Raw genomic sequence first — 12,864 nt, forward strand, 5'->3', positions numbered from 1 at the left:
TCGACGGCTCAGCGCCCGAACCTTGACCGATTCTTGAACTTGCGTAGCGGACTCGCTTGAAGACCCGGCCCGATCATCAGTGACGTGACCATCACCGAACAATCCGTCGCCGCGCACCGCGAGCGCCGAACAGAACCGAGCGCCGCGCGCCAGCAGGTGAACGGCGCGTTGATCCTCACCGTGACCATTCTCGGCGTGAGCGCGGCGAACTACCTGCTCAACCTGCTGCTGGCCCGTTTCCTCACGCCCGCGCAGTTCGGCGACGCCAACCTGGCGATCAACCTGGTGCTGGCGGCCGCCGCGGCCGCGGCCACGCTTCAGCTGTTGTCGGCCCGCAACAGCGCGATCGGCGGTCCGGCCGGGATCGAGGCGCGCCGCCGCCTGATGCGCTGGGCATGGGGCGTCGGAACCGGCCTCGCAGTCGGGCTGGTGCTGGGTTCGTCGGCTCTGGCCGAGCTCTTCAGCACCTCCACACCGTTGGTGTTCGTCGTGATCGGGGCCGGCCTGCCCATCTACCTGGCGCAGGCGGTCATGCGCGGCGGCCTGCAGGGCGACCTACGGCTGGGTCGTCTGGCGAGTAGCTACGCCGCCGAAGCCGCAACGCGGGTCGGGATCGCCGTGGCGCTGCTCGCGCTCGGATTCGGCGTGGTCGGGGCCGCCGTGGCGATCTCACTGTCGTTCGTGGCCTCGGCGGTCGTCGCCCACCACCGGGTCGTGGACGCCACCGGGCAGGGGCACGGCGAGCAGCGCCCGTCCCGCGCCGAGCAGGGCGGACTGGCCACCGTTTCGGTGGCCGCCACGATTCTGCTGGTGGGGCAGGTCGTGATCGCCAACGGGGACGTCGTGCTGGCCAAGGCGGTGATGGATCCCCAGGCGGCGGGCACGTATGCCGGGGCCGCGATCATCGGACGGGCGCTGTACTTCCTGTCCTGGGCGATCGTGCAGAGCACCTTTCCGATCGTCGCGCGGGCCACCACCGCCGGCGAGCGACGCAACGCACTGATCCGGGCGCTGGCGATGGTCACGGCCACCAGCGTGGCAGGTGTCGTCGGGCTGGCGATCCTGGGCGGCCGACTCGCCCCGCTGCTGCTCGGCCCCGACTACGGAGACGCCGTCGATCTACTGGTGCCGTACGCGATAGCGACCGCCCTGTTCACCGTGGCCAACCTGGTCGCCAGCGTCGACCTCGCCAGCGGACGCTGGCTGGCACCTGCAGCCCTGCTGCTGGGTGCCGCACTGCAAACACTGCTGCTGGTCGTCTACGGCACCACCCCGATGGCGATGGTGGTCGCCCAGGTCGTCGCGATGGCGGTGACAACGGTGCTGGTCACCGGGGCCCACCTCTGCGACAATCGGTCCCACCGGCAAAGCTGCGGGCCGGCGGATCCCGCCGACGAGCACGGAGGTCGATGAGATGGCCGCCACGTCACGCAACGGGCTTCGGTCGGTCACGTCCGCACACCCCGGCCACCCCGCACCGCAGCAGCAGCGACGCCGCGTCCTGTTCCTCGGCACCCACGGCCAGGCCAACGTCGGCGACGAACTCCTCCTCGACACCTTCCTCACCGAGCTCGGTACCGACAACACGTACGCGGTCAATTCCTATGACCCGCAAACGACAACCGAACAGCTGTCGGACCGTTTCGAGGTGACGGTGTTCGACACCGGCGCAGACCGCCTCGGGCTGCTGCGCAACCTGTGGCGCTGCGATGTCGTCGTGTTCGGCGGCGGCAACATCCTCAAGGAGCTCTACCGTTCGGTCGGCAGGTGGAGGTATTCGACGCTGGTCATGGTCCTCGGGGTGGTGGCGCTGGCCCGGCTGGCCGCCAAACCGGTGCTGATGGCCAATGTCGGCATCGGGCCGGTGCAGTCGACGTTCGGCCGGGTGCTGGTGCGGGCCATCCTGCGACTGGTCTGGCTGATCTCGGTGCGCGACGCGGGCTCGTATCGCTTCGCCTCCTCGGTCGGTTGTCCGTCCCACAAGCTGCGCCTGGTGCCCGATGCCGTCTGGGCGCGCGATCCCGATTCCCTTTGCGGGCAAACGGATTCCGCCACCGGAACCGATCGGCTGCGGATCGCGGTGAACCTGAACAAGGACGTCGACGTCGCCGATGAGTGGGATCGGTTCCTGGACCGGCTCGTCGCCGCTCTGAACGACGTCGCCCGAACCCGCGACGTCGAGTTCCACGCGCTGCCGATGCAGTGCGGCTTCAAACGTGGAACCGATCTCGAGATGCTCGAGGACGTGTTCGGACGGCTCGACGCTCCCACACACATCCACGCACCCACCGACCACCGGGAGGTCGCCTCGATCATCGCTGGGTGCGATGTCGTCGTCAGCGAACGGCTGCACGCCCTGGTCCTTGCGGTCGTCCTCGGCTGCCCGGTCGTCGCCCTGCCCTACGACGTCAAGGTCCGCGAACTGGCCGACCAGCTCGGAATCCAGGACCGGTCGTTCGACGTTTCGGCCGGCCTCGAGCCGGAGGCGCTGGCCGCAGCGATCCTGCGCACCGCTGACGAAACCGGGCCGGAACGCGACCGGGTCGCCGCGGTCGCGGCAGGTAGGCGGCGTGAGGCGGCCGCCGGATTCGCGGCCGCCCGAGCCTGGGTGGCGGCCCCGGCACGGTCCTGGGAGCTGCTCAGCACGTGACGATCGCCGCCGAGCCGTCCGAGGGTGTCTCCGCCGCCGGGACGGCGGGTGCGCGCGACACCCCACCGGCCGGCCGGCACCGATCCCCGTTCAGCACAGACGGCTTCGCCTACCAGCGCATCGCGCTGGCGGTGTGCGCGCTGTACTACGTCGCAAGCCTCATCGTGTTCCGCGATGTCGCCGCCGCGATACCGGACATCCTCTCCGGCGACCGGGTCCTCGTCGGCGACGAACTGGTGCCGTTCTTCAACCCCAGCAGCCAGCTGTTCGAGCAGGCCCTCGGCGAGTTCAACGAGCTGACCAACGGTTACGAGTTCAGGGTCCGATACTCGTTTCTGACCACCTGGCTGCGGCACTACATGGTGCTGCCGTTCGCGGTGTTGCTCGTGCTCCCCACGATCGTCAGCGCCGCGTACCTGAGCACCGCGTGGTTCATGCGACGGGCTTTCCCCGCTCTGCCGGCGACGACGGTGTACCTGTCGGTGGGGGCACCGACGGCGCTGATCTACATGATCATGATCTACGCCAAGGTCACCCACTTCTACACGCTGGTGCTCGGTCTGTGTCTGATGACTATCAGCGCTTTCCTGATGATGGACGCGCTGTTGTTCCGGCAGGCCCGCTGGGGCCGCCGGATGATCGCCGCATGCCTGGTGACGCTACTCAATCCGGCTGTGCACTACCTGGTTCTGTTCGCGCTGTTCCTGGGGCTGGCCGTGGTGACGCTGGTGATCGGCGAGATGGCCAAGTTCGTCCGCTCCGGGGCGCTGACGGGGCTCAGACGGGCGCTGCGGGTGCCGCTGCGCACCCGGTGGGCCCAGCTTCGCGGCTTCGTGGGGTCAGCGGGCCGACGAGCCAGAATCCGTGCGCTGCTGGTGAAGGCGAACGCCACGACGACCATGAAGTGCGGGTGGGCACTGGCCGCACTGCTGGTCTTCGCCCTCATCCCGTACGCCGTCTTCGTGAAGTTCGTTGCCCTGCGCGGCGTCGGCGAGCTCTCCGAGACGGTGCCGGGCGACTACTACTTCATCCGCGATGCGTCGGTGTCGCTGGTGCACATCCTGTCCTGGGACCTGGCCGGAATCATGGACAAGATCAACTTCGGCGACTACCTGGCGAAGGTTCCCAGGGTCTCCAACATCGTCTACACCCTGTTGATCCTCGTTCCCATCGCCGTGCCGGCGGTGCGCCGCACCCTGCTCACCGGCCGCCCGCAGCGCCAGCTTTTCGGCGTCATCTATGTCAACGTCACGTTCGCGGTCTGGGCCACAGTCGGTTACGGCGACCCGGCCTGGTTCCCGACCTTCCACCGCTCCATCGCCGCACTGACCCGTTCGGTCGCCGAGCTCAACCCCACCGCCGGCGATGCCGCGATGACGCTGGCGTCCACGATCGTTCAGGTTCTGCGGTTTCCGCACCGCTTCCAGCTGATCCTGTTCATGCTGGGACCGTTGTTGCTGGCGCTTCCGATCGCGTGGGCGCTTCGCGTCATCGGACGCCGAGCCGAGGCTCGTGCCACTGCTGCGAACCGTTTTCGATGGCGCAGGTGGGCCACGGCTCCGGTCGCGCTCACCGTCGTGATGAGTCTGGCCCTGTTCGCCCCGCTGCTGTCCAACGAGAGCTACCGATCGGCCTACACCACAGGCGACTTCGACGACTTTCTGTCCGCCTACCCGGTAGGCGACCTGAGGGATCTGAAGAACGAACTGGTGAAACTGCCCAAGGGCAAGACGGTGGTGCTTCCGCCCACCGAGACGGCCAAGCTGGTGGTGGGCCCCGACGAGGTGCCGCACAAGTTCATCGACAAGTTCTACATCTACTACCTGGACCAGCCGAGCTTCTACTACGGCCTGACCGGCGACAAGAAGAACAAGTTCGAGTTCTTCCTGCTGCTGCGGGCGCTCTACTACAAGCAGGACTGGTGGGTCGACATCGCCCGCGACATGGGCCTGGAGTACGTCGTGCTGAACAAGCAGGTGGAGAACAACCGCGGAGTCGGCGCCGAATACCTGCCCGACATCGAGGCCTACCTCAGGGAAGGGATCGAGGCGGTTCCCGGGCACGTGGCCCAGCTCTACGAGAACGACAGTTTCGTCCTGTATCGACTCGACGACCCGGCTCCGCCGGACCGGCCGGTGCTGCTGTTCGACACCTCCTGGAATGGATTCCTGAACACCGTCTTCGACCGCCTCGACCTGAGCCGTTGCTATGACTTCCAATATATTTCGGATTTCGCAGGCACCGAGAGCGGAGATCCGGTGGAGCTCATCACCGCGAATCCGCAGGAGGCGGCGCTGGACATCTGGTCGGTCGACCACCCTGGCAGCTTCTTCGCCCCGACTCCCAACGGCAACGCGTTCAACTCCGACGTGGTCACCTCGGCCTACTACCTGTCGCCGATGTTCCGGCTCTTTCTGATGTTCTCGTTCACCAAGTTCAACCGCACCGAGGTGGTGACCCCCGGCATCTTCGGCACCCTGTCCGGTTCGTTCACCGGGCTGCCCAGAGCAACCGAGGTCAAGGTTCCGGTCCGCGTTCCCGCGGCCGGTCGCTATCGGGTGCTGATGCGCGCCGCGGCGACCGGCAACGACGTCGAGGTGCGGTCCAAGACGCTCGGTCTGGACAACAGACTCGAACTTCGTTCACCGCCCGAGGCGCTGCAGTACTTCGGCAAGAAGGTCGTGTACGACCCGAATCGTGAACCCACATCAGTTGATCCGCTTTCGGTTTCGCAGCTTTCGCAACTCCTCCCGAATGAGCTCATCCCGGTGAACCTGCGCTACGCCTACTTCGACCTCGGGACGGTCACCGCCGACGCCGGCTCCTACACCGTGGCGATCGACAAGCTCGACGAGAACCCGATGCTGCTTGAGGGGCTGCTGCTCGTTCCGGAGGACGAGTACCAGTCGATGAGCCTGCCGCCGTCGGTCAACGTGGTGGAAAACGTGAATGACCTGAACTGTTCTCAACGTTCGGACGTCCGTTCCGGGGTGCAGTCGGCCGATCCGGTCGGAGGTGAGGTGAACGAGGGCCCGACGCTGGAGCAACTCCTGGAGTTGCTCGGCGGCATGGATGATCTCAAGACGGCCGAGCCTGGCGGGATCGGCGGAAGGTGGCTGCACCTCGCCGCGACGATCCTGCTGCTGCTCGCCGCTGCCGCGGTGATCCGCCGGCACATCCGGCGCGATCCGGACGAGTGACCGCGACCGCCGCGTGAGGGCGATCTTCAGGCGAAACCGACTGCGGCGCCCGCGGAAATCGCCTCGTCTCGCGAACCCGCGACGACCAGCCACGACAGCCCGTCTGCATCCGCACACAACATCGTCGCCCCGTCGACGTCGGCGATCCATTCCGGACCGGCGCCGACGTTCTGCGCGTTGTCCGCGCGGGGGAAGCTCTGCGTCGAGCTGATCAGTACGACCTGCTCCCCCTGCGCATCGGCGTAGCGATACAAGGTGGCCGGTTGGTCGCCGATCGTCTTGTGATCCGTTCCGGTCCAGACCAGGTCGCCGATCCGCGCGACGGGGGGACGTGCCCCGGTGCCTGCCTCCTGGCTCGACCGGACTTGGTATTCGGCGGCCGCCGCGCGCAGCGGGTCCGCCGACCGCCCGGTCAGCAGCGTCACGACTCCGGTCAGGCCCGCTGCGACCAGGATCACCAGCACCGCGGCTGCGGCACGCCGGCCAGAACCTGCGGTGTGGAACCAGCGAGCGGGCCGTGTCGACCGTGCCCCGTCCGGTGGCGCAGCAGCGATCGTGCGCAACAGCTCCCTGGCCGACTGCGGTGCCGACTCGCGCAGGGACTCGGCGAGGCCGCGACCCTCGCGTGCTGTCGCCATCTCGGTCCAGCAGGCGTCGCAGCTCATCATGTGCGCCTCGAAAGCACGGCGTTCCTCAGGGGACAGCTCTCCGGCGAGATACCGTGCGGCGCCATCGGCGGCGTCGTGCCCGGGTCCGTTCATCGCTGCCCTCCTCCGTCCTGCAGGCCTGTCCTGTCTTCGCGGGCCGCGGCGGGATCTTCGGCGAGCCCGTTGACCGCCCGCGCCAGGGCTTTGCGCCCGCGATGCACCCTGGCCAACACCGTCCCCCGCGAACACTGCTGCACCTGCGCGGTCTCCGCGGCGGTCAGTCCGCAGATATCCATCAGCGTGATGGCCACCCGCTGATGTTCGGGCAGGGTCCACAACGCCTGTTCGACCACCGCGAGCTGCACGTGGCGGAGCGCGACGTCCGCCACGTCTACGGCGTCCACCGGATCGAGACCGACCGGCCAGCCCACCTCGGGGCGCCGCCCCGTCTTTCGTGCCCGGTCGCGGGCGAGGTTGAGGCAGATCGTGGACAGCCACGGCTTCAGCGATTCCGGCCGGGATCCCGTGCACCACGAGGCCCAGGCGTTCTCCAGGGTCTCCTGCACGAGGTCCTCGGCGTCGACCCGGCGGTGGGCGAGTCGGCGTGCGAGGTTGTGCACGACGTCGATACACGGCATCACTGCTGCGACGAAGGACTCACTGGTTGTGGTCACCTCTTGTGCCGCCCGTCCGATCGGTGGGTCAGACCCCTGTCATCTGCCGGCCGGTCCTGCCCACCGCCAGCACCGGTTCGGAACTGCGCGGCCCACTGGAGAAGAAGGCCAGCCCCACCAGTGTGCCGAACACGATGTGCACGACGAGCTCGAACGGCTGATTGGCATTCTGGAACGTGTTGAACACCAACGGCGCCAGGACCAGGAAGTTCACCACATAGAGCAGAACCCCGTAGCCGAATCCGACGATCGCGACCGTGCCATTGGACTTCAGCAGCGGAGTGATGGTCGCGAAGGCGATACCGAAGATCGCGGACAACACCAGATGGATCGCCCAGCCCAAGCCGACGCTGGTCGAACCGTCGGCCATCGCGGCGTCGCCCTGGACGATCGTCGAGATCATCCGCAGCGGCATGTCGGCGGCGCCACCGCCGGCCGAAGCCAGCCACATCGTCACCAGGATGAACAACAGGCCCGCGACCAGGCCGGCGATCGCGCCGCGCAACAGACGTGCGCCGACGGGATCGGCATGCCGGGCGGAAGTAGACGAAGCGGTCATGATTCATGCACCCTTTCGGTCAGCGTTCTTCTACCGGGTAAGGACGCCGGCGTTGCGGCCTTGATTGCACGGGATAAGCCTGCAGATCTTCGAGCCCGACGCCCGGAGGCCCACCGGGTCGCCCTCGACGAATCACGCCTTCGCCCAACTGATCGTCGAGCGACTCCGACATCAACTTGTCAGGACTGACATATTCCAATATTCTGTCAGTCATGACAGATTTTTCCGGTGGCGAGCCCTCAGCGCCAGTCAGCGATTTCCAGGGAACCGTCCGCGAGGACATCCGGGACTCCGTGCCGGACTGGGCACCCTACCGGGCGCCGAGCGCACCCGAGGGGGCACCCAATGTGCTGTACCTGCTGTGGGACGACATCGGGATCGCGACCTGGGACTGCTTCGGCGGTCTGGTCGACATGCCCAACATGAAACGCATCGCCGATCACGGGATCCGGTTGACCCAGTTCCACACCACGGCGCTGTGCTCCCCCACCCGCGCTGCGCTGTTGACCGGCCGCAACGCCACCACGACCGGGGTCGCCGCCGTGGTGAACATGGCGCAGGGCTTTCCCGGCCATCACGGGCGCATACCCGCCGACACGGCGCTGATCTCGGAAACGCTCGCCGAGCAGGGCTGGTCCACCTACGCGGTCGGCAAGTGGCATCTCACGCCGTCCGAGGACTGCCATGCCGCGGGCACTCGCCGGTACTGGCCACTGAGCCGGGGATTCGACAGGTTCTACGGCTTCCTCGACGGGATGACCGACCAGTGGTACCCGAGCCTGGTCAGCGACAGCCGCCCCATCGACCCACCGGCGACTCCGGAGCAGGGCTATCACCTGTCCAAGGACCTCGCCGACAACGCGATCGGGTTCCTGCGCGAGCACCGGTCGGCGGCGCCGGACAAGCCGTGGTTCATGTATCTGTGCCCCGGCGCCGGGCACTCGCCGCACCAGGTCGACGCCGAATGGGCCGATAGGTACCGAGGCAGGTTCGACATGGGCTATGAGCGCTACCGGGAGATCGCGCTGGCCAACCAGAAGGCGATGGGACTGCTGCCCGAGCACACCGAACTGTCGCCGATGAACCCCTACGCCGACTGCACGAACCCCGACGGGTTGCCGTGGCCCGAACACGACACCGTGCCCCCGTGGGATTCGTTGTCCGCAGAGCAGAAACAGATCTCGAGCCGGATGGCCGAGGTGTTCGCCGGCTTCCTGAGCTACACCGACGCCCAGATCGGCCGCATCCTCGACCATCTCGACGAGACCGGCCAGCTGGACAACACCATCATCGTCGCGATGTCCGACAACGGCGCCAGCGGCGAAGGTGGCCCCGTCGGAAGCCTCGACGAACTGGTGTCGCTGCGCGGCGGCCCGGAGGCCGTGCCCACACTGGACAAGTGCGACGAGTTCGGCGGGCCGGCCACCAGGATGAACTACCCGAACGGCTGGGCGATGGCCTTCAACACCCCATTCAAGCTGTTCAAACGCTACGCATCGCACGAGGGCGGTATCGCCGACCCCTGCATCGTCTCCTGGCCGCAGGGACTGTCCGCCCGGGGAGAGGTCCGCGATCACTACGCCCACGTCAGCGACATCACCCCCACGGTCTACGACCTGCTGGCCCTGCCTGCGCCCGCCACCGTGAAGGGAATCGCACAACGACCGTTGGAAGGAACCAGTCTCGCTGCAGCACTGAAGGACTCGTCTGCCTCAGCAGACAAGCACACCCAGTTCTATTCGATGCTGGGCAGCCGCGGCATCTGGCACGACGGTTGGTTCGCCAACACCGTGCACCCGACGACCTCCGCCGCACCGCACATTCCCGGATGGTCGAATTTCGACCGGGATCGATGGGAACTGTTCCACATCGACACCGATCGCAGCCAGGTCCACGACCTCGCCGCCGTGCATCCCGGCAAGCTCGACGAACTCAAAGACCTGTGGCATGCGGAGGCGAAGCGGTACAACGCGTATCCGCTGAACGACCTCAGCCTCTACGAGCTCATCGCACGTCTGGCCACCAATGGACTCAGCGCACCGCCGCAACGCGCGACATACCTGCCCGGCACCCCGGCCCAGCACACCCCGACGGGCGGATTGATCCGCGGCAGGTCGTTCTCGCTGCGCGCACCGGTGTCGATCGAAACCCCAGATGCCCAGGGCGTGTTGTTCTCCCAGGGCAGCAGATCGGGCGGGCATGCCCTCTACGTCATCGACGGAAGGCTGCGGTACACGAACAACGTCGGCGGCGTCGAGAGCAGCGTCACCTCCGACGAGCCGATCGCGTTGGGAAACAGTCTGTTAGGGGTGGAGTTCACCCTCACCGGGACCGGCGAAAGGCCTCTCGAGGTCGTCGGGGATGTCGTGCTGTCCGTCGACGGGCGCAGCGTCGGTTCGACGAAAGGGATGCCGATGACCGGATTCGATCCGTTCCAGGCCGTGTCCGCCGGGCGCAGCGTGGCCTACTCGGTCTCTGCCGACTACGTCTCGCCGTATCCGTTCCGAGGCGGGGTGCTCCATGAAGTCACGATCGATTTCATCGAGGCCGGCCAACATCCCCCCGACACGGCCGTGGCAATGCAGTTCGCCCGCGACTGACCCGACCTAGCCTCGCGCCACAGAGATCTCCACCCGGAACGACAACACCCCCGGCCCAGCGGGCCGGGGGTGTCTCGTGTGCAGTCACTCAGTGATGGTGGTGATGCCCGTGGCCGTGGCCATGGCCGTCATCCTCTTCCTCTTCCGGCTTGTCCACGACGGCGGTCTCGGTGGTGAGCACCATGCGCGCCACCGACGCGGCGTTGAGCACCGCCGAGCGGGTGACCTTCACCGGGTCGACGACCCCGTCGGCGGTGAGGTCGCCGTAGCTCAGCGTCGCGGCGTTGAAACCGTGCCCGGCCGGCAGCTCGGACACCTTGTTCACCACGACCGAGCCGTCCAGCCCGGCGTTGGTGGCGATCCAGTACAGCGGAGAGGCCAGCGCGGCGGCGAACAGTTCGACGCCCAGCGCCTCATCACCCGACGTGGACTTGCGCAGGTCGTCGAGGTTGGCACGGGCCTGGACCAGTGCCGCCCCGCCACCGACGACGATGCCCTCCTCGACGGCGGCCTTGGCCGCCGCGACGGCGTCCTCGACCGCTTCCTTGCGCTTCTTCAGATCGGTCTCGGTGGCCGCGCCGACCCGGATGACCGCGACGCCGCCGGCCAGCTTGGCCAGCCGCTCCTCGAGCTTCTCGCGGTCCCAATCCGAATCGCTGTTCTCGATCTCGGCGCGCAGCTGCGCCTTGCGGCCGTCGATGGCCTCCTGGGTGCCGCCACCGTCGACGATCACGGTGCTGTCCTTGTCGACGACGACGCGGCGCGCGGAACCCAGCACCTCGAGGCCGGCCTCGCGCAGGATCAGCCCGACGTCCGGGTTGACCACCTGTCCGCCGGTGACGACCGCCAGGTCGTCGAGGAACGCCTTGCGACGGTCACCGAAGAACGGTGCCTTGACCGCGACGGCCTTCAGCGTCTTACGGATGGCGTTGACGACGAGAGTCGAAAGAGCCTCGCCCTCGACGTCTTCGGCGACGATCAGCAGCGGCTTGCCGGCCTCGGCGACCTTCTCCAGCAGCGGGAGCAGGTCAGGCAGCGAGCTGATCTTCTCGCGGTGCAGCAGCACCAGCGCGTCCTCGAGCACCGCTTCCTGCGAATCGAAGTCGGTGACGAAGTAGGCCGACAGGAAACCCTTGTCGAAGCCGACACCCTCGGTGATCTCCAGCTCGGTGCTCAGCGAGGACGACTCTTCGACCGTCACGACGCCGTCGGCGCCGACCTTGGTCATCGCCTGCCCGACCAGCTCGCCGACCTGCTGGTCGCGCGAGGACACAGTGGCGACCTGGCCGATGGCCTGACTGTCCTTGACCGGTGTGGCGGAGGCCAGCAGCGCCTCGGACACGGCGTCGGCGGCCTTGCTGATACCTGCGCCGAGCGCGATCGGATTGGCACCCGCGGCGACGTTGCGCAGCCCGCCCTTGACGAGGGCCTGAGCCAGCACGGTGGCGGTGGTGGTGCCGTCGCCGGCGACGTCGTTGGTCTTGGTGGCCACCGACTTCACCAGCTGCGCACCGAGGTTCTCGAAGGGATCTTCGAGATCGATGTCGCGGGCGATGGTCACACCGTCGTTGGTGACGGTCGGACCGCCGAAGGCCTTGGCGAGCACCACATGCCGGCCGCGGGGGCCCAAGGTCACCTTGACCGCGTCAGCGAGCTTGTCCACGCCCGCCTCCATGGCGCGGCGCGCGGTTTCGTTGAACTCAATCTGTTTGCTCATAGATGTCTTTCCCTATATCGAGGGCAAAACGTATGCCGCCCCGGACATCACCCGTGCATGCGGGTAAGTCCGGGGCGGAACACGATTCGCTTACTTGGCGACGACAGCCAGAATGTCGCGGGCCGAGAGGATCAGGTACTCCTCGTTGTTGTACTTGATCTCGGTGCCGCCGTACTTGCTGTAGATGACCACGTCGCCCTCCGACACGTCCAGAGGAATCCGCTTCTCGCCATCCTCATCCCAGCGGCCGGGGCCAACTGCGACGACGGTGCCTTCCTGCGGCTTCTCCTTGGCGGTGTCGGGGATGACCAGACCGGAAGCGGTCGTGGTCTCGGCCTCATTGGCCTGGACGAGGATCTTGTCCTCGAGTGGCTTGATGTTAACGCTCGCCACGATGGAGCCCCTTCACTGTTACTGATGTAGGTGTATGTGTGTGACCGCCGGTTGTCCGCCTCGCGCCGTCGTCGCGGGTGCCGACACGGGGTGGCCCGACTGCCACCTAGCACTCTATACACGCGAGTGCTAGCACTCAAGGTCGGGTATGTGCCTGTTTTCTCAGAGCGCACAAGAGGGGCGCCCAGTCGGGCGTGCCTCGTGTGGTGGGGTGGTCGTCGAGACTGCGTCCAGGGTTGTGTTTTCGCAGCGTCAGCCGCCCTGGGCGCAGTCTCGACGGGGGCTACGGCACGTCGACGTAGTAGACCTGGCCGGTGACGACGCCCTGGCGGTTGCCGTCGGCCTCGAGCGCGCTGATGGTCGGCTGGGCGTCGGATCCGCCGGGGGCGGCGGCGGCCGGGGCGGGCGGCGGACAGGCGGCAGC

The 12,864-nt window shown here is 67.2% G+C and carries 9 protein-coding genes; 4 read left to right on the forward strand and 5 right to left on the reverse strand.

The genetic code is table 11. The features are described 5' to 3' along the window. Positions 1-84: 84 nt before the first annotated feature. The 3 genes from ACXAID_RS15115 to ACXAID_RS15125 are packed head-to-tail and all read left to right on the forward strand — an operon-like array spanning position 85 to position 5,850. Positions 85-1,413, forward strand: coding sequence for an oligosaccharide flippase family protein (locus tag ACXAID_RS15115; protein ID WP_475023022.1), 1,329 nt, complete (start codon positions 85-87; stop codon positions 1,411-1,413). A gap of 1 nt (position 1,414) precedes the next feature. Beyond that, positions 1,415-2,650 (forward strand): polysaccharide pyruvyl transferase family protein, encoded by a 1,236-nt coding sequence (locus ACXAID_RS15120; RefSeq protein WP_475023023.1) that lies wholly within the window; start codon positions 1,415-1,417, stop codon positions 2,648-2,650. After that, positions 2,647-5,850 (forward strand): hypothetical protein, encoded by a 3,204-nt coding sequence (locus tag ACXAID_RS15125; protein WP_475023024.1) that lies wholly within the window; start codon positions 2,647-2,649, stop codon positions 5,848-5,850. Before ACXAID_RS15120 ends, ACXAID_RS15125 begins: the two co-directional genes overlap by 4 nt. Positions 5,851-5,876: 26 nt before the next feature. Here ACXAID_RS15125 and ACXAID_RS15130 read toward each other — a convergent pair whose 3' ends face one another. Genes ACXAID_RS15130 through ACXAID_RS15140 form a run of 3 tightly spaced genes read right to left on the reverse strand, consistent with a single transcriptional unit; the run spans position 5,877 to position 7,730 of the window. Beyond that, positions 5,877-6,611, reverse strand: a complete 735-nt coding sequence (locus tag ACXAID_RS15130; RefSeq protein ID WP_475023025.1) for a zf-HC2 domain-containing protein — start codon at positions 6,609-6,611, stop codon at positions 5,877-5,879. Continuing rightward, entirely contained in the window at positions 6,608-7,171 is a 564-nt protein-coding gene (locus ACXAID_RS15135; protein ID WP_475023026.1) for an RNA polymerase sigma factor, read from the reverse strand. The genes ACXAID_RS15130 and ACXAID_RS15135 overlap by 4 nt, the downstream gene beginning before the upstream one ends. 28 nt (positions 7,172-7,199) lie before the next feature. Beyond that, positions 7,200-7,730, reverse strand: coding sequence for a hypothetical protein (locus tag ACXAID_RS15140; RefSeq protein ID WP_475023027.1), 531 nt, complete (start codon positions 7,728-7,730; stop codon positions 7,200-7,202). A gap of 212 nt (positions 7,731-7,942) precedes the next feature. Between ACXAID_RS15140 and ACXAID_RS15145 the strand changes: the two genes are divergently transcribed. Further along, positions 7,943-10,330, forward strand: coding sequence for an arylsulfatase (locus ACXAID_RS15145; protein WP_475023028.1), 2,388 nt, complete (start codon positions 7,943-7,945; stop codon positions 10,328-10,330). Positions 10,331-10,418: 88 nt separating this feature from the next. Here the strand turns inward: ACXAID_RS15145 and groL are convergent, their stop codons facing one another. Together groL and groES are read right to left on the reverse strand one after the other, a co-directional pair. Next, positions 10,419-12,047 (reverse strand): chaperonin GroEL, encoded by a 1,629-nt coding sequence (gene groL / locus ACXAID_RS15150; protein WP_475023029.1) that lies wholly within the window; start codon positions 12,045-12,047, stop codon positions 10,419-10,421. A 90-nt stretch (positions 12,048-12,137) separates the two neighbouring features. Then, positions 12,138-12,440: a co-chaperone GroES gene (gene groES / locus ACXAID_RS15155; protein WP_475023030.1), complete on the reverse strand. Its 303-nt coding sequence runs from the start codon at positions 12,438-12,440 to the stop codon at positions 12,138-12,140. Between the last annotated feature and the right edge of the window lie 424 nt (positions 12,441-12,864).

It is taken from the genome of Mycobacterium sp. ABE4_509 (genome assembly GCF_056160785.1).